We start from the raw sequence: 24,559 nt of genomic DNA on the forward strand, positions 1-24,559 counted from the left end.
CGCCCACTTCTGACAGGGCGACGCGCATGACGCTCGACGGTTTCGAACATGACAAGACTGCGCGCATCGTCGCGGTCGACTGGGCTGCCCTGGCCGAGGACGAGGGCAAGCGCCTCAAGGCGCTGGGCGTGGACGAGGGCGCCGAAGTGGCGGTTGTCCACCGCGGCATTTTCGGCACGCGCGACCCGCTCGCAGTGCGTATCGGGCGGATGACCATCGCCTTGCGCCGGTCGCATGCCCTCGCAATCGAGGTCGAGGCCGCATGAGCCGCGACGATCCGGTAAAGGGGCGCATCGCGGCGCTCGTCGGCAACCCCAATGCCGGCAAATCGGCGCTGTTCAACGCGCTGACCGGCGCGCGCCAGAAAATCGCCAACTACCCGGGCGTTACCGTCGAACGAAAGGCTGGGCGACTGCTCTTGCCCGGCGGCGATCCCGTCGAGCTGATCGACTTGCCGGGCTCCTACAGTTTCGATGCCGCGAGCCCGGACGAGGAAGTCACGCGCAAGGTCGTGCACGGGGAATTCGAGGGCGAGGCGATGCCCGACGTGATCGTGCTGGTGCTCGACGCAGCCAATCTCGAGCAGCATCTCGTCTTCGCACAGGAAGTGCTCGAACTGGGACGTCCGACGGTCGTCGCCCTCAACATGATCGATCTCGCCGAGCGGGACGGGCTGACGCTCGATGCCGAAGCGCTTTCCCAAGCGCTGGGGGTTCCCGTCGTCCCGACGGTCGCGGTGCGTCGCAAGGGGCTGGCGGAACTGGCCGCAGCCATCGCCGAAGCCGAAAGGCACGCCGACGAAGAGGCGCACAAGCGCTGGCACATCACATTGCCCGAACGCAGGCTGGCGGCAAAACACATGGCGCGGGGCGCGATCCTGTCGAAGTCGGCGCGCCACACGGTCGAGAACGGCATCGATCGCGTGCTGCTCAATCCGTGGATCGGGCCGGTCATCCTGTTCGGCCTGCTATTCGTGATTTTTCAGGCGGTGTTCGCGTGGGCAACGCCTTTCGCCGATGCGCTCGAAGGCGGCGTGGGCGCGATCTCGGGCCTCGTCACGGACACATTGGCGCCCGGTTTCATCCGCGATTTCCTGACCGAGGGTGTGCTGGCCGGCGTCGGCTCCGTGGTCGTTTTCCTGCCGCAGATCGTCATCCTGTTCTTCTTCATCCTGGTGATGGAGGCGAGCGGTTACATGGCCCGGGCAGCCTTCCTGATGGATCGGCTGATGGCGGGCGTGGGTCTTTCGGGGAAGAGCTTCATCCCGCTGCTGTCGAGCTTCGCCTGCGCCATCCCGGGTATCATGGCCACGCGCAGCATTCCCGATGCCAAGGATCGACTCACCACCATTCTCGTCGCTCCGCTGATGACTTGCTCGGCACGCTTGCCCGTCTATGCGGTGATCATCGCGGCGGTCATTCCGGAAACGACGGTCGGGCCCGGCGTGGGGCTGCAGGGACTGGTGCTTTTCGCGCTCTATATTGCGGGCATCGTCGGCGCGATGGCGGTCGCCCTGGCGCTGCGCAATTCGGTCGCCAAGGGTGCGGCGAGCGGTTTCATCATGGAAATGCCGCGCTACCAGCTGCCGCGCATAAAGGATCTCGCCATCGGCCTGTGGCAGCGCGCCTGGGTGTTCCTGCGCCGTGCGGGCACGATCATTTTCGTCGTCACCATCGCGCTGTGGTTGATGCTGAGCTTCCCCAAGGCCGAGCCGGGCGAGAGCCAGATGGATGCGAGCGTCGCTGGCATGATCGCCGATGGCCTGCATCCGGTGCTCGAGCCGATCGGCTTCAACCGCGAAATGAGCCTGGCCCTGGTTCCCGCAATGGCCGCGCGCGAGGTCGCCGTCTCGGCGCTCGCCACGACCTATGCGGTCGATGCCGAGGACGAGGACCTTGCCGCGGAGGGCGTGACCGACCGGATCGCCGAGCTGTGGAGCCTGCCCACCGCGCTGGCCTTCCTCGCCTGGTTCGTCTTCGCACCGCAATGCATTTCGACGATCGCGGTCGCCCGGCGCGAGACCAATGGCTGGAAATGGCCCGCCTTCATGGTCGGCTATCTCTTCGCGCTGGCCTATGTTTTCGCCGGACTGACCTTCTGGATCGCGACTGCGCTCGGCTTGTAGCGAATTCGCTCCGCCATGGTGGAAACTCGACCGTGGCCCTAGAAGCGACTCGAAGCCTCGGTTAGGCCCTTCGCCAACAGATACAAAGGGACGATTCGATGGCCGGAAGCCTCAACAAAGTCATGCTGATCGGGAACCTGGGCGCAGACCCGGAAATCCGCAGCTTCCAGAATGGCGGCCGCGTCGCCAATTTGCGCCTCGCCACCACCGAAACGTGGAAGGATCGCAACACCGGCGAACGCCAGGAACGCACCGAGTGGCACAGCGTCGCGATCTTTTCCGACGGCCTCGTCGGCGTGGTCGAACGCTTTCTGCGCAAGGGTTCGAAGGTCTATGTCGAAGGCCAATTGCAGACCCGCAAGTGGCAGGACCAGTCGGGCAACGACCGCTATTCCACCGAAGTCGTGATCCGCGGCCTCAACGGCACGCTGACCATGCTCGACGGTGCCCAGGGCGGTTCAGGGGGCGGCGGCAACCGCGGCGGGAGTGGCAATTACGGTGGCAGTTCTGGCGGAGACCAGGGCGGCGGCTGGAACCAGGGCGGTGGCGGATCGTCGGGCGGCAGCTCCGGCGGTTCGGGCGGCGGTTCGAACTACGACGATCTCGACGACGACATCCCGTTCTGAGTCGCGCCCCGTGTTCAGCCCCGCGTGGGCGGGACTGAACCGATGGGAGCGTCCACTAGCGACCCCAATTGCGGACGTTAGAAAATACGCTTATCACCGCTGTGATGCAGGATTTTGTCGCACATAACTCTCGTTGGCGTCTGGCTGCGATTTTTCTAATCGCGGCTGGCTTCGTCGCACTTGGAATATGGTTCATTGGTGGGTTCGGTGAGGCCCCAAGCTCAAGTAGACGTCCTGCCGCCTACGACATTGCCATTGGATGGCTCTGCATACTTTTCTTCGGTTTGTGCGGCCTCGCCATCGTCAAGAAATTCTTCGATGACCGGCCGCAGTTACAGATCGGTCCCTCAGGAATACAGTGGACCCCCTGGTCCGACGATATCATCCCGTGGTCGGAGATAACGGATGTGACCACATGGAGTTACAAGGGGCAGGATACCATTGTTCTGCACCTCAACGAACCGAGCCGCTTCCCCGGGAGAGGCCTGATCGCAAAACTAAGGGGAGCAAATCGAATGCTGACAGGTGGCGACGTTGCCATTTCTCTGACGGGCACCAATCGCTGTTATGATGGCGCGATGGCAGCGATAGCCTCTTATAGGAATGCCCCAACCTGACTTATTAGTGTCCGCTTCCCACCCATTAGCGGACGCTAGCCGCTCTCGCCTTTGAGCTTCGCCAGCGCTTCCGCCAGCGGGCCGCTCGGCGCTTGTTCTTCGTCGCTGGTGATGCCGGCTTTCAGGCGTATCTCGTCGGCGCCGGGGCCTTCGCGGTAGGGATCGATGGCGAGCGCCAGCGTCTGCGCGATGGCTTCGCCCAGGTCGAAACTGTCGCCCTCATACTCGATCTCGTCGAGATCCTCGCTGTCGAGCTCGATCTCCTCGTCCGGTGCGTAATCCGGCGCCGACCCGGCGGGTACGAAGCGCAGCGCCAGGGGTTCCTCGACATCGTAAGACAGGTCCTCGCGCGTCACCGCGCAGGGTTGTAAGATGGTCGCGGTCAGCGTGCCATTGGCCAACACAGCCTCGTCCTTCGTGTCGAATTCCACCCTGGCGGTCAGCTTGGGGATCGCGGTCACCGCGAATCGTTCGGCCAGCGCGGCGCGTTCGGTTTCGCTGGCCTCGATCACCACTGTCTCGGCCGGTAGCGCGCGCGGCTTGACCAGGCGGCTGAGTTCTGGGGCGCTCATGTAGCGATCTCTCCGGCGCGCAGCTGATCGATCGTCGTGCGTTCGAGCCGTGCGTGGAGCGCGGCCATCCGTTGGACCAGCGCTTCGGCCTCGTCCGGCTGCGCCATGGTGACGTTGCGGCGCACCGCATCGACCAGCACCTTGGGGTCGCTGCGCAAGCCTTCGCGATAGGCGCCGATGCGCCCGTTCAGGCTTTCCATCAGCGCATTGATCTTCTTGCCCACGGTGGGATCGCCGATGCCGGCCTCGCGCATCTGGCCTTCCATGTCCTCGACGAACAATTCGGTCAGCCGCGCGGTGCTGGCGTCCATTCCGCCTTCGTCTTCAAGTCGCAGCATGACCAATGTCAGAACCAGCGTGATCATGTCGTACCGCCCCTCGACGCTGTCGGCGACGCCGCACATGCGATACCAGTCGGGATCGCGCGCTTCGGCGACGGTGCGATGCCATAGCGCGCGCCATTCTTCGCGCGGGTCGGGCTGGGTGCCGAAGAGGCGGGACAGGAAGGACACGAGAATACTCCGTTCAGCGGCAATTCAAACCGCGATCCCCAAGCGCTTCCCATTGCCGAGTTGCATGGGTCGACGCTTTCGGATTAAGGCGTTCCCCGAGCATATAGGCAGGGGGCCGCCCGCGGCCAAGCGCCTGCCGACAGACGGAGATTTGCTGTTCCCATGAACAGGTCGAAAATTCTGGGCCTCGCCGCCATCGGTGCGGCAGCCATTGCAGTGAGCGGCTGCACCTCGATCCGCGAACCACGCGGATACATCGTCGATGCAACTTTGCTGCAGACGGTCCAGCCCGGGATCGACAACCAGCGCAGCGTCGAAGGCACGTTGGGCCGCCCGACCTTCGAAAGCCAGTATGGTCAGACCACCTGGTATTACGTGTCGAGCACGACCGGCCGCCGGCCCTTCGTCCGCCCGCGCATCCGCGAACATTCGGTGCTGGCGGTAAAATTCGACGAGGCCGGCAATGTGATCTCGGCCGAACGGACCGGGATCGACAAGGTCGTCTACCTGAGCCCCGATGGCGATGCGACGCCGACGCTCGGCCGCGAGCGGACCTTCCTCGAAGATCTGTTCGGCAACATCGGCGCAGTCGGTGCGCCGGGCGCCGCTGGGCCGGGCCAGTAAACAGCTGAAGCGCACGGCTTGACCCCCGCCGCGCGCGCCCCATATCGCGCGGCATGAGTTCACAAGACGATCGCCACGGGCTGACCCAGTGGCATTCCACCACCATCATCGGCGTCAAGCGCGGCGATAAGACGATTATTGCCGGGGACGGACAGGTCTCCATGGGCAACACGGTGATGAAGCCCAATGCGAAGAAGGTTCGCCGGATCGGCGACGAGGGTAAGGTCGTCGCCGGGTTCGCGGGTGCGACCGCCGATGCCTTCACCCTGTTCGAACGGCTCGAGCGCAAGCTCGAACAGCACAATGGCCAGCTCCTTCGCGCAGCGGTGGAGCTGACCAAGGATTGGCGCATGGACAAGTACCTGCGCAATCTCGAAGCGTTGATGATCGTGGCCGACAAGGAGAACCTGCTGGTCCTCACCGGCAACGGCGACGTGCTCGAACCCGAAGGCGGCATTGCCGCGATCGGATCGGGCGGCAATTACGCGCTTTCTGCGGCCAAGGCGCTGGTCGATTACGAAGACGATGCCGAAACCATTGCGCGCAAGGCGATGGCGGTCGCCGCCGATGTCTGCGTCTTCACCAACGGCAATGTGACCGTCGAAACGGTCTGAGGATTTGATGGACAATTTGACCCCCAAGGCGATCGTCGCCGCGCTCGACGAGCACATCATCGGCCAGAAAGACGCTAAGCGCGCGGTTGCCGTGGCGCTCCGCAATCGCTGGCGTCGCCAGCGGCTCGGCCCCGAACTGCGCGACGAGGTGACGCCCAAGAACATCCTGATGATCGGTCCCACCGGCTGCGGCAAGACCGAGATCAGCCGCCGGCTGGCCAGGCTCGCCGAAGCGCCGTTCATCAAGATCGAGGCGACCAAGTTCACCGAAGTCGGCTATGTCGGCCGCGATGTTGATCAGATCGCGCGCGACCTTGCCGAAGAGGCAATCCGTCTCGAGAAGGAGCGTCGTCGCGAGGCTGTGCGGGAGGCCGCCAGCGAAGCGGCGATGGAACGCCTGCTGACGGCGCTGGTTGGCGACAATGCCAGCGAGGCGACGCGCGAGGCGTTCCGCCAGCGGATCGTCGAGAATGCGATGAACGAGACCGAGGTCGAGGTCGAGGTGCGCGAACAGCCGGGCCAGCAGATGGACATTCCCGGCATGCCCGGCGGCGTCGGCATGATCGACCTCAGCGACATGCTCGGCAAGGCCATGGGCAAGAGCCCGATGAAACGCCGCAAGTTGAAAGTGCCCGATGCCTGGGATCGCCTCGTCGACGAGGAAGCTGAAAAGCGGATGGACCAGGACGACGTCAATCGCGTCGCGCTCGAAAATGCCGAGACCAACGGCATCGTCTTCCTCGACGAAATCGACAAGATCGCGGTTTCCGACGTCCGCGGCGGGAGCGTCAGCCGCGAGGGCGTGCAGCGCGATCTGCTGCCGCTGATCGAAGGCACGACGGTGGCGACGAAATACGGCCCGATGAAGACCGATCACGTGCTCTTCATCGCGTCGGGCGCGTTCCACGTCGCCAAGCCCAGCGACATGCTGCCCGAACTGCAGGGCCGCCTCCCGATCCGCGTCGAACTGCGCGCGCTGACCGAGGAGGACTTCGTGCGTATCCTCAAGGAGACGCGCGCCAACCTCGTCGAACAGTACACAGCGCTGATCGGTACCGAAGACGTGACGCTGGACTTCACCGACGATGCGATCGCCGAAGTCGCCAAGCTGGCGGCGCGGGTGAACGAGACCGTCGAGAATATCGGGGCTCGCCGCTTGCAAACGGTGATGGAACGCCTGCTCGAAGACATTAGCTTCGAAGCCGAGGAACATACCGGCGAGACCGTGACGATCGACGCGGCATATGTGCGCGAGCGGCTCGAAACGCTCGCCGGCGACGCCGACCTCAGCAAGTATATTCTCTAGCGTGGTGGAATACGCGCGCCTGGTCCCTGGCGACGCCGACAGGCTGGAAGAGCTCAACCTGTTCTTCGCGCGCGTATTTCCCGATCCGGAGGTTCTCGATTGCGAGGGTGCCTCGGCGCAGCAGCGCGCCGCATGGCTTGCCGATAATGGCAATGTCGCGCTGGTCGCGCTGGAGAGTTCGGAAATCGTCGGCGGGCTTGTCGCCTACCGGTTCGACAAGATCGAAGGTCGGCGCGAGTTCTACATCTACGATCTCGCCGTCGCGGAAGTGTATCGCAGGCGCAGTATCGCGACCCGGCTCATCGAGACACTCTGCCGGATCGCGCGGGATGCCGGGGCGTGGGTGGTATATGTACAGGCCGACCAGGCGGATGCCCCTGCCGTTGCGCTCTACACCAAGCTCGGCGCGCGGGAGGATGTCCTCCATTTCGATATCGATCCGAAAGTCATGAAGCCGTGAGTGACGCAGTCGGCGAGCTTCGGGCCATGCTTGCCGGCATGGCCCCGCGACTCGATCCGCGTCGCTGGCGCTTCGTCCTCGTCGAACCCGGCAATGCCCCGCAATTGCTGGGCGCCGCGATCGCCACCATTCGCGAGGATGAGGGCGTGACGGCGATCGTTCCGGCAAGGCTTGCAGAGGAGCTGGGCATGGAGGGACCGGACTTTGCGCGTATCACCTTGACCGTCCATTCCGATCTCGAAGGCATCGGCCTCACCGCGGTCGTCGCCAGCGCGCTCGCCGAGGCTGGCATTGCCTGCAACATGATCGCAGCCTTTCACCACGATCATGCCTTCGTGCCCGCCGACCGTGGGGAAGAGGCGCTGGAGATTCTATCGGCGCTCCAGGCCGGGCATAACTGATCCGGGCGCAGGCCGGGGTCACAGGCTGTCAGGTGCCATGGCCGGCGGGGCCCCCGCCTGCGCGGGGACTCTCCACGATCCTCACGGATGCGGCGCCAGCCCGATTTCCACGCCGGTCTTGTCGGTCAGCGCGAATTTGTCGACGAGGTCGCTGCTCGCCCGGTTGAGCCCGATGACCTGCACGCTGCGCCCGTTGCGGCGCATGCGCTCGACCACCTTGTCGAGCGCGCCCACTGCGCTGATGTCCCAGAAATGCGCCTTGCTGACGTCGATGATGACGTGATCGGCCGGGTCGGGCTGGGTGCTTTCGGGGCCGAGCGCTGCTTCGAAGCGCTCGACGCTGGCGTAGAATATCTGGCCCTCGGCGCGATAGGTGGCGGTATCGCCCTCGCGCTCGCGAACGACTTCGAACATGGTCATCACCTTATGAGTGAAGAACACGCCCGACAGAACCACGCCGGCAAGCACGCCGAGCGCGAGGTTGTGCGTGGCGACGACGACCGCCACCGTGGTCAGCATCACCACCGAGCTTTGCCAGGGGTGCTTCGAGAGATTGGGGATAGAGTTCCACGAGAAGGTCCCGATCGAAACCATGATCATGATCGCTACCAGCGCGGGCATCGGTACCTGGCCGACCAGATCGCCGAGCACTGCCAGCAAGATCAGCAGCGAAAGGCCCGCGGTGAAGGTCGACAGGCGCCCGCGCCCGCCGCTGGTGACGTTGATGACCGACTGACCGATCATTGCGCAGCCGCCCATGCCGCCGAACATGGCCGCGACGATGTTGGCCACGCCCTGGCCACCGCTTTCGCGGCGCTTGTTCGAACCGGTGTGGGTCATGTCGTCGACGATCTGCGCGGTCAGCAGCGATTCGAGCAGGCCGACCGCAGCCATGGTCGCCGAATAGGGGGCGATGATGGCGAGCGTTTCCCAGTTAAGCGGCACGTCGGGCAGCGCGAAATAGGGCAGGCCCTCGGGCAGCTCGCCCATGTCGGACACGGTATTTACCGGTGCATCGATCCAGATGGTGAGCGCGGTCAGCACCACGATCGCGACCAGCGGGCTGGGCACGGCGGTGGTCAGCTTGGGGATCAGGTAAATCATCGCCAGCGCGGCGGCGACCATGGCATAGGTCATCCAGCCGATCCCTTCCGCGGTCGGGTCGAGCTGCGGAAGCTGCGCCATGAAGATCAGGATGGCGAGCGCGTTGACGAAGCCAGTGATGACCGAGCGGCTGACGAACTGCATCAGCAGGTCGAGCCGCAACAGCGCAGCGATGCCCTGGAAGACACCCATCAGAATTGTCGCGGCAAAGAGGTATTCGACCCCGTGGTCGCGCACCAGCGGGATCACGACGACCGCGACCGCGGCGGTGGCGGCCGAAATCATGCCGGGTCGACCGCCGGTAAAGGCGATAACCATGGCGATGGCGACCGAGGCGTAGAGGCCGACGCGCGGATCGACGCCCGCGATGATCGAAAATCCGATCGCTTCGGGGATCAGCGCGAGCGCGACGACCAGCCCGGCGAGCAGGTCGGCACGGATATTGGAGAACCAGTCGCGGCGAATCGCGTCACGGTCGAACATGCGGAAATTCCGTTCGTCAAACTTGGGAAGGGTGCCGCGGGCGCGGCAAATCGCGCGCTACATGGACAATGTTGCACTGCAACACAACCCTTGGGGCTGCGAATTCCTATTCGGCGTGCGAGCGCTCGGCCTGCTGGCGTGCCCACATTTCCGCATAGAGACCGCGCGCCGACAGCAATTCGTCATGCGTGCCGCTCTCCGCCAGCCGACCCTGTTCGAGCACGAGGATCCGGTCGGCATCGGCGATGGTCGACAACCGGTGCGCGATGGCGAGGGTGGTGCGGTGTTCCGAAACGCGGCGCAGGGTGGCGAGGATTTCCTGTTCGGTACGGCTGTCGAGCGCGCTGGTGGCCTCGTCCAGCAGCAAGATCGGCGGATCCTTCACCAGCGTGCGGGCAATGGCCACGCGCTGCTTCTCGCCTCCCGATAGTTTCAGGCCGCGCTCGCCCACTTCGGTATCGAAGCCGTCCGGAAGGCGCTCGATGAAGGGGAGGATGGCCGCGGCACGCGCCGCCTCGACCACCTGCTCACGGTTCGCCCCGCCGCGCCCATAGGCGATGTTGTAACCGATCGTGTCGTTGAACAGCACGCTGTCCTGCGGGACGATGCCGATCATCTCGCGCAGGCTTGCCTGCGTGACCTGGGCGATGTCCTGCCCGTCGATCGATATGCGCCCTGCCTGCGGATCGTAGAAGCGAAACAGTAGCCGCCCGATCGTGCTCTTGCCCGCGCCCGAGGGGCCGACGATCGCGACATGGCTTCCCGCGGGCACTTCGAAGCTGAGCCCGTGGAGGATGGTGCGATCGTCCTCGTAGCCGAAGACGACATCCTCGAAGACGACGGTCGGCCGCTTCACGACCAATGCGGGCGCCCCCGGTGCGTCCTTCACCTCTGCTTCGGTATCGATCAGGCGGAACATCTCGGCCATGTCGATCAGGCCTTGCCGCACCGTCCGATAGACCATGCCGAGCATGTCGAGCGGGCGGAAGAGTTGCATCAAGTAGGTGTTGACCAACACGAGGTCGCCGGTCGTCAGCACGCCCTTGCTCCATTGCCAGACGGTAAAGGCCATGGCGCCGCCCATCAGCAGATTGGTGATGACCGCCTGGCTGATATTGAGCAGGCCGAGCGAGTTCTCGCTCTTGGTCGCGGCATCGGCGAAGGCACTGGCCGATTCGGCATAGCGCGCCCGCTCGCGCGCTTCGGCGCCGAAATACTTGACCGTTTCGTAATTGAGCAGGCTGTCGACCGAACGGGCGAGGGCGGTCCCGTCGAGCTCGTTCATCTGCCGGCGCAGCTCGTTGCGCCATTCGGTGATCTTGCGGGTCACCGTGATGTAAGCCGCAACTGTCAGCGCCGTGGCCGCGACCAGCTCCCAGCCGAAATTGATATAGAAGATGATCCCCACGGCTATCAGTTCGATCGCGGTCGGGGCGATATTGAACAGCAGGAAATAGAGCATGATGTCGATGCTCTTGGTCCCGCGGTCGATCGTCTTGGTGACCTCGCCCGTGCGCCGCGACAGGTGGAAGCGCAGCGATAGCTGGTGCAACCGGGTGAAGGTGTCTTCGGCCAGCTGGCGGGTGGCATCCTGCCCGACCCGCTCGAAGGTCATGTTGCGCAGATTGTCGAACACGACCGCGGCCAGGCGTCCCGCCGCATAGGCGATCACGAAGGCCAGCGCGACCATTGCCGCCTCGTTGCTCGGCGTGGTCATCGCATCGACCGCGCCCTTGTAGGCGAAGGGCAGTGCCAGCATCGTGCCCTTGGCCAGCAGCACGAACAGCATCGCGCCCACGATCCGCCGCCGCAGGTTCGGATTGTCGGCGGGCCAGAGATAGGGGAGGAAGCGCCGGACGGTGGCCCAGCCTTCGGGATCGTCGTGCTGGGCGGTACTGGCGGTGTCGGGCGGCATCGGCCGGTTACTTGGGGAAGCGCGTGCGGCGGGACAAGGTTTAAGCGCTAGGGCCAGTTGGCGGGCCAGCGGATTCCGTTTCGCACGCGCGCGCGATCATATTCGGCGGGCACGTCGAAGAGCACCCGGCGCTTGGCGAAATCGATCGCGACCCTGTCGAACACGCGCATGTTGCGGATGCCCAGGATCAAGGCGGGACGCTTGCTCAAGCCAAGGGCAGCGAAAATCGGGCTTTCGTTGAAGCCGATCGGGACATCGCCCATGGTCATCCCGCCGATCTCGAGTTTCCGTATGTAAGCGAGGTCGCTGACGACAAAAGTGCCGTGCGCATCGATCGTGCCGGTCTTGCCGCCCTCCGCCGCGCGCAGTCGCCGCATCAGGGCGCGGTTGCCCACGCTCGCCTGCGCCCCGGTATCGATCACCACCGCGACGCGCGTATTGTCCATGCGCGCATCGGTGATCACCATCTGCCCGAGCTTGCGGCGGGCGCGGACGATGATTTCGAACCCTGCATTGCCGCCCAGAGCCCTGGCATCGTCGACCAGCATGCGATCCTCGCGAAAATCGATCAGCACGCGCAGGTCCTGGAGGCTGTCGAGGCCGAGAATGCCGTCGGCACCGATATGGCGTTCATACAGGAGCGGCGATAGCAGGCCGGTGATCGAGCGGTCGGCGAAGCTGAGCTCGTCCACTTCGACCAGGTCGACGGCACGGGCACTGCCCAGCGCGACGAGCGTGGCCTGGCCGCGGCGCGGCAATGCGAGATCGTCGGCAACGGCATGCGTGATCGCGGTTGCCTGGGCACCGGTATCGATCAGGAAGCGGTAAGGGCCCACCCCGCCGATGGTCACGGGCACCGTGAGCCGTTCGTAGCGATCGCGATCGAGGATATGGTCCGCCGGAAGCTTTTGCGTAGTCTGGTCGCCATCGCCTGAGACCTGCGCCGCGGCAGGTACCGCAAGGGCGAAGAGGGCGGCTATCCGAGCCGTTCGCAAAAGCGCATGTCGAACCATCGTGTTCATCCGCTACGGGGTGTCGCACGGTACCACGTCGACGCGATCCGGCAAAACCGCCCGCCCGATTGCCGCCACCGCGCGCGGTGCTATAGCGCAATCCAGGCGCGACGAAATGGGCGAAGTATGACCGACGACAGCTGCCGGGTGCTCGTGACCGTGATGGCGCACAATGAAGAGCGGCGTATCGCCGCCTGCCTCGACAGCCTGCCGCTGGGCGATGCCGGAATACGCGTCGTGGTTGTCGTCAACGGCAGTCGCGACGGTACGGCCGGCATCGTGCGCGGCTATGCCGGGCGCGGCGTCGAACTGGTCGAATATGCGCAAGGCGGCAAGGCGCGCAGCTGGAGCCGGTTCATTCTCGACGAAGCGCCCGAGGCCGAGACTTATGTGTTCGTCGATGGCGATGCCGAACTCGAACCCGAATCCGTTGCCGCCCTGGAGCGGTGCCTTTCAAAGAACCCGCAGGCCAATGCCGCCGCCGCACCGCCGATGAACGGGCGCAATGCAGCTCACTATCGCCGGCTGATGGCTGAGGAAGCCGGTCTGTTCGGCGATTGCTACGCGCTGCGCGGCGAATTCGTCGATCGCTTGCGCGCCAGCGGTATCCGTCTGCCCGACGATTTGATCGGCGACGACGGGCTGATCGCGGCACTCGCGCATACCGATATCGGGCCCGATGCCGACTGGCGCGACGAGCGCGTGGTCGGCTGTCTGGAGGCAGGCTTCTATTGCGCGCCGAACCCGATCACCTCGCAGGGCTTGCGCCAGCAGGCGAGCCGGATGACCAATTATGCGCTGCGCGAGTATCAGAACCGGATCATCACCGCGATCATGCGCGAAAGCGGACCCAGGGGGCTGCCGCGCAAGCTGGTGGAGGTCTATCCGCAGTGGCTCGGGACGCTGAGGCCGCGGATCAATCCGCTATGGTATTGGTTCGATCGCCGGGCGCTGGCGCGGATGCGCTCGGCGGTAGCGGATCGGCAGGCGAGCGCCTGAGCATGGCGATCCCGCGGCGGACCACTTCGGGCCAGACGAGATAGAGTATGCCGGAGTAGGTCGCCGCGCCGGTGATCGCCAAGGCGCCCAGTGTCGCCACCGGGCCGATGTCGTCCGGCAGGGCCTGGCGCAGGCCGAGGACCACCGCAGCCATCGCGAGACAGGCAAGGGCGGGGGGCGCGGCTGCCAGCAGCAACCGCCATACGGACAGGTGGATCTGCGGGAGCGTTAGCGCCAGCGTGACTATCAGCAGCAGCGGCGCCGCGACCCACCAGGCCCGCACGAGCCCTTGCGCGCCATATTCCACGCCGATCAGAAAGGATGTGGCGAATATCGCCGCCCCGGCGATGCTGGTGGCCAGGTAGATGCCTTCCCTGCCCGTGGCGGTGCAGGTTGGCGAGCAGATGATCTGCACCGCCATCAGCGGCATCACGAGCGCGAGGCCCGAAACGATCGGTGCCATGCCGACCCATTTCTCCCCGAAGACGATCAGGATCGCTTCGGGCGCGGTCAGCGACAGCCCTATATAGATAGGCGCGACCACCAGCAGGACGCTTTGCACCGTGCGTTCGAAATAGGGGCCGAGGCTGCGACCGGACTTGTGCAGTTCTGCATAGGCGGGAAAGGCCACGTCGTTGAGCGGCGGGATAAAGCGACCCGTGACGATCAGCGTGAGGAACAGCGCTTCCGAATAGAGGCCCAGTTCGTAGGTGGTAAACGTGCGACCGGCGATGAAGATGTCGCTCTGGCTCTGGATGATCCAGAACAGCTGGCACAGCGTGAGCGCGCCCCCGAAGCCGATCATGCGGCGGGCGCCCTTCAGATTGAAGACGGGGCGCACCCATAGGCGTGCTGCGACGGTCATGATCACGGCGCGTACTGCATAGCCGGCGATCGGAGCATATATCAGCGCCCAGACGCCGAAGCCGAACCAGGCCAGCGTCAGCGCGGTGACTGCCGCCGCGATTGCGGATACCAGGTTGGCGATGCCCTGGCTGCGGAACTCGAGCCTGCGGGCAAGCAGGACGGTGGGCAACGCTGTGAAGGGGATGGCGATGAAGATCAGCGCCTGGACCCGCAACAGCTCGGCCACTTCGGGCTGGCCGTAGTAATCGGCCACGAAAGGGGCGAGCAGCAGCTGGATGGCGGCGAGCGATCCGTTCGTGATAAGAAGCAGGGCAAAGGCTTGGCCGATCTCGCGTTCGCCCACCTCTTCCGCCTGGATCAGCGAACTCGCGAAACTCCAGCCATTGAGGAAGTGCAGAGCGGTGACGATCACCTGGCTCATCGCGAACAGACCGTAGTCCGACGGATCCAGCAGGCGAACCACCAGAATGGTGGAGCCCCACGTGATGATCTGCGCGACCAGCTGGCTGCCCCACCTCCACGCGAGCGCGCTGCGTACGCGCGCGCCAAATCCTTCTGGTGGCTCCTGCTCGCTGACCCCGCTGATCCTCATGACAGGTTTGCTAGGCGCGATTCGACTCGAATGCGAGCGATGAGATTCGCCTTTCCGGCGTGAATCGCCACCGATTCCGGGTGTGAATCGGGGGTCCTTCATGGCTTTGCCCCCGGGTGCGGTTGAAGGCTACCGCAGGCTTCCTATATCGATGCATGACGCGATGGGGCCGGACCCCAGCTTTTCTGCGGGTTTGCAAAAAAATCGCAATAATTTTGCAAAAAGGCGTTGACCGAATCCCGGCCTCCGCCTAGATGGCCCTCACCGACGCGGCGCTGGCGGCTTCCACCGCCCACCGCATCGGTCGCCAACAGATACGGACAGCCGGCTCCCCCGGTAAGAAAGGGGGAACCAATCGCTGTCCGCTACTACTGTCTCTGGCGGCTCTTTGACATTGTTGGTTTTTGATGAAGGGACATGTGGGCGACGGCGCCCGGTCCGGGGACCTCAAGGCTCCGAGTACCGGTTTAACCTTAAGCCGATTGCCACATCCTGATCGCCTCCACAGGCGGTTTTGATGATGCATGTCCATTCGTATCCATTACGTTTGACAGTGCAGGTATCGGCTCCTTGAAGCTCATGCCAAGCAGGCTGGCGGGGTTTTCCCCGTGCTTGATTGGTGTGTGACACAAACTTGAGAGTTTGATCCTGGCTCAGAACGAACGCTGGCGGCATGCCTAACACATGCAAGTCGAACGAAGCCTTCGGGCTTAGTGGCGCACGGGTGCGTAACGCGTGGGAACCTGCCTTTAGGTTCGGAATAACAGTTAGAAATGACTGCTAATACCGGATAATGTCTTCGGACCAAAGATTTATCGCCTTTAGATGGGCCCGCGTTGGATTAGATAGTTGGTGGGGTAATGGCCTACCAAGTCGACGATCCATAGCTGGTCTGAGAGGATGATCAGCCACACTGGGACTGAGACACGGCCCAGACTCCTACGGGAGGCAGCAGTGGGGAATATTGGACAATGGGCGAAAGCCTGATCCAGCAATGCCGCGTGAGTGATGAAGGCCTTAGGGTTGTAAAGCTCTTTTACCAGGGATGATAATGACAGTACCTGGAGAATAAGCTCCGGCTAACTCCGTGCCAGCAGCCGCGGTAATACGGAGGGAGCTAGCGTTGTTCGGAATTACTGGGCGTAAAGCGCACGTAGGCGGCTTTTCAAGTCAGGGGTGAAATCCCGGGGCTCAACCCCGGAACTGCCCTTGAAACTGGATGGCTAGAATACTGGAGAGGTGAGTGGAATTCCGAGTGTAGAGGTGAAATTCGTAGATATTCGGAAGAACACCAGTGGCGAAGGCGACTCACTGGACAGTTATTGACGCTGAGGTGCGAAAGCGTGGGGAGCAAACAGGATTAGATACCCTGGTAGTCCACGCCGTAAACGATGATAACTAGCTGTCCGGGCTCATAGAGCTTGGGTGGCGCAGCTAACGCATTAAGTTATCCGCCTGGGGAGTACGGTCGCAAGATTAAAACTCAAAGGAATTGACGGGGGCCTGCACAAGCGGTGGAGCATGTGGTTTAATTCGAAGCAACGCGCAGAACCTTACCAGCCTTTGACATCCTAGGACGGTTTCTGGAGACAGATTCCTTCCCTTCGGGGACCTAGTGACAGGTGCTGCATGGCTGTCGTCAGCTCGTGTCGTGAGATGTTGGGTTAAGTCCCGCAACGAGCGCAACCCTCGTCCTTAGTTGCCATCATTTAGTTGGGCACTTTAAGGAAACTGCCGGTGATAAGCCGGAGGAAGGTGGGGATGACGTCAAGTCCTCATGGCCCTTACAGGCTGGGCTACACACGTGCTACAATGGCATCTACAGTGAGCAGCGATCCCGCGAGGGTTAGCTAATCTCCAAAAGATGTCTCAGTTCGGATTGTTCTCTGCAACTCGAGAGCATGAAGGCGGAATCGCTAGTAATCGCGGATCAGCATGCCGCGGTGAATACGTTCCCAGGCCTTGTACACACCGCCCGTCACACCATGGGAGTTGGATTCACCCGAAGGCGGTGCGCTAACCTTTTAGGAGGCAGCCGACCACGGTGGGTTCAGCGACTGGGGTGAAGTCGTAACAAGGTAGCCGTAGGGGAACCTGCGGCTGGATCACCTCCTTTCTAAGGATTGTCACGAAAGCGCCGACGCCAGACGTCGGAAGAGCTTCGCGACTTTCTAAAGAACAATGCCGTCGTCCTCATGTCCTTTCATCAATCGGATACAGCCTAGCGGGCTTGCTCGTTTAGGCTGTTTGCCTGAGCTGGCTTTTGCCGCCCGCGGCCGTAAGGCCCGCCTGGCGCATAGGCCCGTAGCTCAGTTGGTTAGAGCGCACCCCTGATAAGGGTGAGGTCGGTGGTTCAAATCCACTCGGGCCTACCATTTGCCTGGTCTTACGGGGCCTTAGCTCAGCTGGGAGAGCACCTGCTTTGCAAGCAGGGGGTCATCGGTTCGATCCCGATAGGCTCCACCAGGCAGCCAATCCGATAGATGAAACGAAAGCGGATCCCGCGTGTTTGCGGGTAGGTGGTTTCGACCACCGTCTTTGACATTGTGAATGGGTTTTTAAATCGATGCCGTGGCGCATGGATTGTAGGGTTTGCCTTCGGGCGGATCGTACAGACTATGCATCACACAAGATCAATCAAATTGATTATCTGGCTGAGATATTCCTCCGCACTATCGTGTGGCGACTGACTTTTATGCAGGTCTGTCGTTGATGGTGTGGATTCTCAAGCGTGAGGTAAGAGCATTTGGTGGATGCCTTGGCATGTGCAGGCGATGAAGGACGTGGCACGCTGCGATAAGCGTCGGGGAGTTGTGAGCAAACTTTGATCCGGCGATTTCCGAATGGGGAAACCCACCCTCACCATTTCCTTTCGATCTAGCTTCGGCTGGCTCGGAAAGAGGTGGATAGGGTATCACCGAAGTGAATATATAGCTTTGGTGAAGCGAACCCGGGGAACTGAAACATCTCAGTACCCGGAGGAAAAGACATCAACAGAGATTCCCGTAGTAGTGGCGAGCGAACCGGGACCAGGCCAGTGCCTTCATTTCAACTAGCAAAACACTTTGGAAAGAGTGGCCATAGTGGGTGACAGCCCCGTATGCGAAAGTGATGATGAAGGACTCGAGTAGGGCGGGACACGTGAAATCCTGTCTGAACATGGGGGGACCACCCTCCAAGCCTAAATACTCGCACATGACCAATAGCGAACACAGTACCGTGAGGGAAAGGTGAAAAGCACCCCGATTAGGGGAGTGAAACAGTACCTGAAACCGGATGCTTACAAGCAGTTGGAGCCCCATAGGGGGTGACAGCGTACCTCTTGCATAATGGGTCAGTGACTTAATTTATCGAGCAAGCTTAAGCCGTTAGGTGTAGGCGCAGCGAAAGCGAGTCTGAATAGGGCGACTGAGTTCGATGAATTAGACCCGAACCCCGGCGATCTAGGCATGGCCAGGTTGAAGGTGCGGTAACACGCACTGGAGGACCGAACCGGTGAATGTTGAAAAATTCTCGGATGAGCTGTGTTTAGGGGTGAAAGGCCAATCAAGCCGGGAAATAGCTGGTTCTCCGCGAAATCTATTGAGGTAGAGCGTCGGATGTATGCCGATGGGGGTAGAGCACTGGATGGGCTAGGGCTGCGCGAGCGGTACCAAACCTAACCAAACTCCGAATACCATCGAGTCTTATCCGGCAGACAGACGGCGGGTGCTAAGGTCCGTCGTCAAAAGGGAAACAGCCCTAACCTACAGCTAAGGTCCCCAAGTCATATCTAAGTGGGAAAGCATGTGGGAATCCCAAAACAACCAGGAGGTTGGCTTAGAAGCAGCCATCCTTTAAAGAAAGCGTAACAGCTCACTGGTCTAAATAAGGGTTCCTGCGGCGAAGATGTAACGGGGCTAAAGATATGCACCGAAGCTTAGGGTTCAGAATTTATTCTGAGCGGTAGCGGAGCGTTCCGTAAGCGAGTGAAGGCGAAGGGTAACCGACGCTGGACGTATCGGAAGTGCGAATGCTGACATGAGTAGCGACAAACAGGGTGAGATGCCCTGTCGCCGAAAGACCAAGGGTTCCTGCTCAACGCTAATCGGAGCAGGGTTAGCCGGCCCCTAAGACGAGCCCGAAGGGGGTAGTCGATGGGAACCACGTAAATATTCGTGGGCCTGAAGATGTGTGACGGATCGTGGACGTTGTTCGACCTTATTGGATTGGTCGGGCAGCCAAGCGGTTCCAGGAAATAGCCTCTTCACTATAGACCGTACCCGAAACCGACACAGGTGGTCAGGTAGAGTATACCAAGGCGCTTGAGAGAAGTATCCTGAAGGAACTCGGCAAATTGCCTCCGTACCTTCGGAAGAAGGAGGCCCCATATCGACGCAAGTCTTTGTGGGGGGCACAGGCCAGGGGGTAGCGACTGTTTAGCAAAAACACAGCACTCTGCTAAGTCGGCTTCAAGACGACGTATAGGGTGTGACGCCTGCCCGGTGCTCGAAGGTTAAGAGGAGGAGTGCAAGCTCCGAATTGAAGCCCGAGTAAACGGCGGCCGTAACTATAACGGTCCTAAGGTAGCGAAATTCCTTGTCGGGTAAGTTCCGACCTGCACGAATGGCGTAACGACTTCCCCACTGTCTCCAGGATATGCTCAGCGAAATTGAATTCTCCGTGAAGATGCGGAGTACCCGCGGTTAGACGGAAAGACCCCGTGCACCTTTACTGCAGCTTCAGAGTGGCATTAGGAAATTACTGTGTAGAATAGGTGGGAGGCTTTGAAACTCGGGCGCCAGTCCGAGGGGAGCCAACCTGTGAAATACCACCCTGTGATTTTCTGATGTCTAACCACGCACCGTTAGCCGGTGTTGGGACCCTCTGTGGCGGGTAGTTTGACTGGGGCGGTCGCCTCCTAAAGAGTAACGGAGGCGCGCGATGGTAGGCTCAGGACGGTTGGAAACCGTCTGCGAGAGTGCAATGGCATAAGCCTGCCTGACTGCGAGACTGACGAGTCGAGCAGAGACGAAAGTCGGTCATAGTGATCCGGTGGTCCCTCGTGGAAGGGCCATCGCTCAACGGATAAAAGGTACGCCGGGGATAACAGGCTGATGATTCCCAAGAGCTCATATCGACGGAATCGTTTGGCACCTCGATGTCGGCTCATCACATCCTGGGGCTGGAGCAGGTCCCAAGGGTTTGGCTGTTCGCCAATTAAAGTGGTACGTGAGCTGGGTTCAGAACGTCGCGAGACAGTTTGGTCCCTATCTGCCGTGGGCGTCGATTGTTGAAAGGAGTTGCCCCTAGTACGAGAGGACCGGGGTGAACGTGCCTCTGGTGTACCTGTCATCCTGCCAAGGGTGCCGCAGGGTAGCTATGCACGGACGGGATAACCGCTGAAAGCATCTAAGCGGGAAGCCTCCCTTGAGATAAGCAATCTTCGAACCGTCATAGACCATGACGTTGATAGGCCGGGTGTGGAAGCGCAGTAATGCGTGGAGCTAACCGGTCCTAATAGTTCTTTTCGCGCTTGTAGGATCCCGCCATCAACGACAGCCCTGTGCTGTCCGCGATGAGGAGGAAATCTCCCAAGCCGGATAAGCCCAGAAAGCTCAACAGCATCGATTTAAACCCGTCCGCCTGCTCTATTGCTTGGTGGCTATAGCGTCTGTGACCCACCCGATCCCATCTCGAACTCGGCCGTGAAACCGGACAGCGCCGATGGTACTAGTGCTCAAGCACTGGAAGAGTAGGTCGTCGCCAGGCATTACAGCAGGCGGGCGCGGTACAAACCCATTCACGATTTCACAAGCCGCTGCCGGGATCCCCGCGCGGCGGCTTTTTCGTCTCTGGCGACGGTCCAGGACGAACATAACTGGTGCCGCGGGGTGGAGCAGTCCGGTAGCTCGTCAGGCTCATAACCTGAAGGTCGTTGGTTCAAATCCAACCCCCGCAACCACTATTGTAGAACAAACCGGCTACCTCTGTGAGGTGGCCGGTTTGTTGTATGCGCAATCCACAATTCCATCGAGGTTTGCCGCATTGTCCGTCTATGCCGCAGCGCCGGCGACGGGTTTTCGATCTTGCCTGCCACCGTCCCGGTCCTCAACGACACCGCTCCGAGTAGTGCCGGACTGGAGGGATCCGAAGTCGGAAGCCAAGCGGGTAGCCAATTCGATCGTAGCTTTCGATGCTTGCTCCCACGAGGCGCGATGGCGGTGGTCCTTGAACTCCTGATACTCGACGACGATCGTGTCGATCGATGCCTTGGAAGCGCCGAGATAGTGGGCGCAGGCGGCGATGCCGGGGTCGAGCGCATTTTGTGCTTCCCGCACGCCGCCTGGAGCGAAACCGAATTCACCCCTGGCCGAGAGGACGACGAGATGCTTCCCGCTCAGCAGGGGTTCGATCGGGAAGTCTCCTCTCGAAAGATCGAAGGAAAATGTGCGTCCGATGCGCGCGACCTGGTCGAACCAGGCCTTGAGCGCCGCCGGCATGCCGTAATTGTACATCGGTGCGCCGATGACGACGATATCGGCGCACTCGAGCTCGTCGATCAAGCGGTCGGATTGAGCCAGCGCGTCTGTCATTCGAGAATCCCGCTGGCCGGGTTCTGTGAAAGCCGCCTCGATAAATCGATGATCGACGAAGTCGGGCGGGAAGCGACCGAGGTCCCGGTCGATCACGCGGGTATCGGACGCGCGTTCGCAAAAGGTTTCGGAAAAGAGCGCGGTCAGTTTGCGGGTGAGGGAGCGCTCTTCCAACTGGGCGCTTGAGTTTACAACCAAGAGAGTGGGCATATGCGTCATTCCTTTTTCCGGGATTTCGACAGCCGATCCCTAATCTTCGACCCTGGGGCTTGGCGAAGGAGGACTTCTCGCCCTATGGATGAATGAGATTCATCATCCGCAAACCTATCCATGCGCAAACTACCTCCTCTCCACGCCTTGCGCGCGTTCGAAGCGGCTGCCCGGCACGGTCATTTCGGGCGCGCGGCAGAGGAGCTGAACCTCGACCCCACCGCTATCAGCCATCAGGTGCGGAAGCTGGAAGCGCTGCTGGAGGTGGCGCTTTTCGAACGGAGGCCTCTACGGCTCACCGACGCGGGAGAGAGGCTCTATCCGGATTTGAAAGAGGCGTTGGACCGGATGGCCAACGCAGTGCACGCCGTCCAGCAAGCGAAGGTTCGACCCGTCGTCGTCTCGATGACGATGGCCTTCGCGGCCGAGTGGTTCACACCCCGTCTTCGCGAATTGCGGGCGATCACCGACGTTCCAATCGACGTGCATGCGGACAATGCTCCGGCCGATCTGCAGACGGGCGCGGTCGACATAGCGATCCGATCCCAGCGCAATGCCGATCGGGACGGTATCTGGTACAAGCTGTTCGATGACAAGCTTATCGCGGTTGCTTCGCCGTCTTTCCTGGAGCGGCACGGCCCAATCGAGACGACCGAAGCGATCCTTCGCGTCCCAGTCGTCGACTATCGCTGGTCTTCTCCTTCCCGCCGATCTCTCGGCTGGAATTCCTGGCTGCGCGCTGCCGGCATCGATGCTGGCGACATGTCCGTTGCCAGCAGCTTCACCGAGGAAAGTCACGCAATCCAGGCAGCGGTATCCGGTGTAGGCGCGGCGTTACTTTCGAGCCACCTCGTCGAGGCACGGCTGCAGAATGGAGAATTGGTACGGATCGGCAACCACGCGATTCCCGCTCCTGCCTTCTGGGCAGTTCGTGGCAATAGCATGCACCGGGAGGCCGACCTCGAAACGGTCGTCACCGCGATCCGCCGGTTGGCGCTTGGTCGCGAATAGTCCAGCGGCACGATCACGTCGGAGCGTCGCACAATCTTCCTTCCGAAGCCGCGGGCAGCGAGCTCTGTCTCAAGCCCGCAAGAGCGCCCGCCATGAGCAGAGCCGAAGAAAGAAGCAGGCCGCTTGCCAGATTGTCATGGAGATCCGTGACATAGCCCGAAAGCACGGGACCCACGATCTGTCCGAGGCCGAATGCCACGGTCATAAGTGCGATCGCGCCGCTCCATTGTTCCTGCGGATGATTGCGGCGCACGAAACTGGTGGTGGAGGCCACCACCGCGAAGAATGCGCTGCCGAAAAGGGCGGCGGAGGCGAGAAGAACCGGCCAGGAGGTCGAAAGCAGGGGAAGCGACGCCCCGACCGTGGTCGCCAGTCCGATAATCGCAAACGCACCGCCACCCGCTGCTCGCCTGATCGTCGATGACCAGACGATCGGCGACAGCATTGCCGAAAAGCCGATTACCACCCAGAAGATCGCCTGTTGGAGTGCGCCACCACCACCATCCCTCACATAAGCGATCATGAACGTCATGTAGGCGATATAGCCAGCCCCGAAGAGGCCATAACCGATGAGCATGGGAAGCATCGGACGGGTTTCGAGCTGGACATGCACAGTCGAACGCCCCGACGAAGTGCCACGAAACCCATAGGGAAGGGCGAGCCACAGGGGTAGGCAGATCGCAAGAAGCAGGCACCATCCGATCGGCCAGGATCCCGGGCCCAGCGACGAAATCACGAAGGGTACGCTGATGCCGGAAAGCACGATACCGAGCCCCGGCCCCGTATAGAGCAGGGCGAGCAACATTGCTTCGCGCCGTGGGTGGCGGGAGGCGAGCTGTGTCGCGATAACGGCGGCTCCGATATAGCCCAGACCGCCTCCGACACCTCCTATGAAACGGGCGGCGTTTAGCGCTAGCATCTCACCGGTCAGTGCGCAGATGAGCAGGGACTGGAGGCAGATGCCGATGCCGCAAAACGCAATAGATTTCGCACCGAATCTCTCGATCAGCCTTGTCGCCGCCAGTGCGCCTGCGAGGTACCCCACGGCATTCGTCGTATTGAGCCAACCAGCCGCTGCGTAAGTCCACCCGAGATCCTGCCGCATATCGGGCAGAAGCAAGGCGTAGGCGAACCGCGTGACGCCCAAGCCGACTGCCGGAGCTAGCGCCAAAGCCATGATCTGCAAGGCCGGAGGGAATCGGGTGGCGTGTACCATTACCTAGACCTGGGTTCGTATTTCGAACGCTGCGTAGCAAGGCTGGGTCTGCTTTGCAAACTTTGCTAGGGTGAGGACATGGACGAAACCAAGAAGGCAGAGACGGCGCCCCCGGTCGACCGGGTGATCGATGTCCCGCCATCCGAGTGCAGCCTTGCGAGGGCGATCGGCGAAATCGGCGACGCGTGGACGCTCCTGATTCTGCGCGAGGTGATCTGCGGAGTGACGCGCTTCGAAAAAATGCAGGAGGATCTGGGCATTTCCAGGGCGGTACTCTCCGACCGGTTGCAGAAATCGGTCGAATTCGGACTCCTCGAAAAGGTCGAGCACCGCGAACCCGGCCAAAGAATGCGCCACCGCTACGCGCTCACCGCAAAGGGACGCGCGCTGCTTCCTGCCCTCCTCGCATTGCGTCAATGGGCCGATGATTTCCTCAGAGACGAGCCGTCCCGGACCGTGTTCTGCGACAAGGATATGTCGAGAGTGACCGTTCTCATCACGAACGAGGCGGGCAAGCAAACCTCGGTAAACGACGTGATAGCCACCACGGTGGACGATATTGACGCGCGTTCGGGATAGATTTCCCGGATACGATACGCGGCGGTTGGGCCTGTCGGTCGGGTGGAGCGACGCCTCGCGCGAACCCGCTTTTGTCTGCAAACTGCTATCCGCTGGTGATGGAGTACCCAGTCGATGATGTTCTGCTCCCTGCGATAG

20 protein-coding genes, 3 tRNA genes and 3 rRNA genes are annotated in these 24,559 nt (G+C 61.8%); 18 read left to right on the plus strand and 8 right to left on the minus strand.

Annotated elements, in window-relative coordinates:
• Positions 1-26: 26 nt before the first annotated feature.
• The 4 genes from ASS64_RS10435 (at position 27) to ASS64_RS10450 (ending at position 3,368) form a co-directional block, all read left to right on the plus strand.
• Positions 27-266 (plus strand): FeoA family protein, encoded by a 240-nt coding sequence (locus ASS64_RS10435; protein ID WP_067693876.1) that lies wholly within the window; start codon positions 27-29, stop codon positions 264-266.
• Entirely contained in the window at positions 263-2,125 is a 1,863-nt protein-coding gene (locus ASS64_RS10440; RefSeq protein ID WP_067693879.1) for a ferrous iron transporter B, read from the plus strand. The genes ASS64_RS10435 and ASS64_RS10440 overlap by 4 nt, the downstream gene beginning before the upstream one ends.
• A gap of 98 nt (positions 2,126-2,223) precedes the next feature.
• The gene (gene ssb / locus ASS64_RS10445; protein ID WP_067693881.1) at positions 2,224-2,751 is read left to right on the plus strand and encodes a single-stranded DNA-binding protein; all 528 of its coding nucleotides are present in this window, start codon (positions 2,224-2,226) and stop codon (positions 2,749-2,751) included.
• Between the two features lie 104 nt (positions 2,752-2,855).
• Complete coding sequence (locus tag ASS64_RS10450) at positions 2,856-3,368, plus strand: STM3941 family protein (RefSeq protein WP_067693883.1); 513 nt, start codon at positions 2,856-2,858, stop codon at positions 3,366-3,368.
• A 35-nt stretch (positions 3,369-3,403) separates the two neighbouring features.
• Here the strand turns inward: ASS64_RS10450 and ASS64_RS10455 are convergent, their stop codons facing one another.
• Both ASS64_RS10455 and ASS64_RS10460 read right to left on the minus strand, forming a co-directional pair.
• The gene (locus ASS64_RS10455; protein WP_067693887.1) at positions 3,404-3,940 is read right to left on the minus strand and encodes a DUF177 domain-containing protein; all 537 of its coding nucleotides are present in this window, start codon (positions 3,938-3,940) and stop codon (positions 3,404-3,406) included.
• Positions 3,937-4,452, minus strand: a complete 516-nt coding sequence (locus ASS64_RS10460; RefSeq protein WP_067693890.1) for a ubiquinol-cytochrome C chaperone family protein — start codon at positions 4,450-4,452, stop codon at positions 3,937-3,939. Before ASS64_RS10460 ends, ASS64_RS10455 begins: the two co-directional genes overlap by 4 nt.
• 162 nt (positions 4,453-4,614) lie before the next feature.
• On the opposite strand from ASS64_RS10460, the gene ASS64_RS10465 reads away from it, so the two are divergent.
• Genes ASS64_RS10465 through ASS64_RS10485 form a run of 5 tightly spaced genes read left to right on the plus strand, consistent with a single transcriptional unit; the run spans position 4,615 to position 7,857 of the window.
• Positions 4,615-5,076 carry an outer membrane protein assembly factor BamE gene (locus ASS64_RS10465; RefSeq protein WP_067693893.1) on the plus strand — a complete coding sequence of 154 codons (462 nt, stop codon included), beginning with the start codon at positions 4,615-4,617 and terminating at the stop codon, positions 5,074-5,076.
• 53 nt (positions 5,077-5,129) lie between these two features.
• A complete protein-coding gene (gene hslV / locus ASS64_RS10470; RefSeq protein WP_067693896.1) occupies positions 5,130-5,690 on the plus strand; it encodes an ATP-dependent protease subunit HslV in 561 nt (186 codons plus the stop codon).
• Positions 5,691-5,694: 4 nt separating this feature from the next.
• Complete coding sequence (gene hslU, locus ASS64_RS10475; protein ID WP_067693899.1) at positions 5,695-6,996, plus strand: ATP-dependent protease ATPase subunit HslU; 1,302 nt, start codon at positions 5,695-5,697, stop codon at positions 6,994-6,996.
• A gap of 4 nt (positions 6,997-7,000) precedes the next feature.
• The gene (locus ASS64_RS10480; RefSeq protein ID WP_304438369.1) at positions 7,001-7,456 is read left to right on the plus strand and encodes a GNAT family N-acetyltransferase; all 456 of its coding nucleotides are present in this window, start codon (positions 7,001-7,003) and stop codon (positions 7,454-7,456) included.
• Positions 7,453-7,857 (plus strand): ACT domain-containing protein, encoded by a 405-nt coding sequence (locus tag ASS64_RS10485; protein ID WP_067693906.1) that lies wholly within the window; start codon positions 7,453-7,455, stop codon positions 7,855-7,857. Before ASS64_RS10480 ends, ASS64_RS10485 begins: the two co-directional genes overlap by 4 nt.
• Positions 7,858-7,938: 81 nt before the next feature.
• Here the strand turns inward: ASS64_RS10485 and ASS64_RS10490 are convergent, their stop codons facing one another.
• The 3 genes from ASS64_RS10490 to ASS64_RS10500 all read right to left on the minus strand — a co-directional run bounded on the left by ASS64_RS10490 (position 7,939) and on the right by ASS64_RS10500 (position 12,381).
• Complete coding sequence (locus tag ASS64_RS10490) at positions 7,939-9,444, minus strand: SulP family inorganic anion transporter (protein WP_067693910.1); 1,506 nt, start codon at positions 9,442-9,444, stop codon at positions 7,939-7,941.
• Positions 9,445-9,550: 106 nt separating this feature from the next.
• Positions 9,551-11,359 (minus strand): ABC transporter ATP-binding protein/permease, encoded by a 1,809-nt coding sequence (locus ASS64_RS10495; RefSeq protein ID WP_067693913.1) that lies wholly within the window; start codon positions 11,357-11,359, stop codon positions 9,551-9,553.
• Positions 11,360-11,406: 47 nt separating this feature from the next.
• Positions 11,407-12,381, minus strand: coding sequence for an aspartyl protease family protein (locus tag ASS64_RS10500; RefSeq protein WP_067693916.1), 975 nt, complete (start codon positions 12,379-12,381; stop codon positions 11,407-11,409).
• 117 nt (positions 12,382-12,498) lie between these two features.
• Here ASS64_RS10500 and ASS64_RS10505 point away from each other — a divergent pair, with 117 nt between their 5' ends.
• Positions 12,499-13,371: a glycosyltransferase gene (locus ASS64_RS10505; RefSeq protein WP_067693919.1), complete on the plus strand. Its 873-nt coding sequence runs from the start codon at positions 12,499-12,501 to the stop codon at positions 13,369-13,371.
• On the opposite strand, the gene ASS64_RS10510 is transcribed toward ASS64_RS10505, so the two are convergent.
• Entirely contained in the window at positions 13,289-14,830 is a 1,542-nt protein-coding gene (locus ASS64_RS10510; protein WP_083508309.1) for a lipopolysaccharide biosynthesis protein, read from the minus strand. The two genes, ASS64_RS10505 and ASS64_RS10510, sit on opposite strands and share 83 nt — an antisense overlap.
• Before the next feature lie 630 nt (positions 14,831-15,460).
• Here ASS64_RS10510 and ASS64_RS10515 point away from each other — a divergent pair.
• From ASS64_RS10515 to ASS64_RS10540, 6 genes are all read left to right on the plus strand, one after another.
• Positions 15,461-16,946, plus strand: a 16S ribosomal RNA gene (locus tag ASS64_RS10515).
• A 182-nt stretch (positions 16,947-17,128) separates the two neighbouring features.
• Positions 17,129-17,205 (plus strand) — tRNA-Ile (locus ASS64_RS10520).
• Positions 17,206-17,220: 15 nt separating this feature from the next.
• Positions 17,221-17,296, plus strand: a tRNA-Ala gene (locus ASS64_RS10525).
• Between the two features lie 260 nt (positions 17,297-17,556).
• A 23S ribosomal RNA gene (locus tag ASS64_RS10530) occupies positions 17,557-20,350 on the plus strand.
• A gap of 116 nt (positions 20,351-20,466) precedes the next feature.
• Positions 20,467-20,581, plus strand: a 5S ribosomal RNA gene (gene rrf / locus ASS64_RS10535).
• Together the 16S, 23S and 5S rRNA genes with 3 tRNA genes alongside form the textbook arrangement of a ribosomal RNA operon.
• Positions 20,582-20,697: 116 nt before the next feature.
• Positions 20,698-20,774: transfer RNA gene (locus tag ASS64_RS10540), tRNA-Met, on the plus strand.
• A gap of 91 nt (positions 20,775-20,865) precedes the next feature.
• Here the strand turns inward: ASS64_RS10540 and ASS64_RS10545 are convergent.
• Positions 20,866-21,615 (minus strand): FMN-dependent NADH-azoreductase, encoded by a 750-nt coding sequence (locus ASS64_RS10545; protein ID WP_067695183.1) that lies wholly within the window; start codon positions 21,613-21,615, stop codon positions 20,866-20,868.
• Positions 21,616-21,762: 147 nt separating this feature from the next.
• Here ASS64_RS10545 and ASS64_RS10550 point away from each other — a divergent pair, with 147 nt between their 5' ends.
• The gene (locus ASS64_RS10550) at positions 21,763-22,626 is read left to right on the plus strand and encodes a LysR substrate-binding domain-containing protein (protein WP_067693922.1); all 864 of its coding nucleotides are present in this window, start codon (positions 21,763-21,765) and stop codon (positions 22,624-22,626) included.
• 13 nt (positions 22,627-22,639) lie between these two features.
• Here the strand turns inward: ASS64_RS10550 and ASS64_RS10555 are convergent, their stop codons facing one another.
• Positions 22,640-23,842: a YbfB/YjiJ family MFS transporter gene (locus tag ASS64_RS10555; RefSeq protein ID WP_067693925.1), complete on the minus strand. Its 1,203-nt coding sequence runs from the start codon at positions 23,840-23,842 to the stop codon at positions 22,640-22,642.
• A gap of 78 nt (positions 23,843-23,920) precedes the next feature.
• On the opposite strand from ASS64_RS10555, the gene ASS64_RS10560 reads away from it, so the two are divergent.
• Entirely contained in the window at positions 23,921-24,421 is a 501-nt protein-coding gene (locus ASS64_RS10560; protein WP_067693928.1) for a helix-turn-helix domain-containing protein, read from the plus strand.
• The last annotated feature ends 138 nt before the right edge of the window (positions 24,422-24,559 follow it).

It is taken from the genome of Erythrobacter sp. AP23, from assembly GCF_001542855.1.
Classification (GTDB): domain Bacteria; phylum Pseudomonadota; class Alphaproteobacteria; order Sphingomonadales; family Sphingomonadaceae; genus Qipengyuania.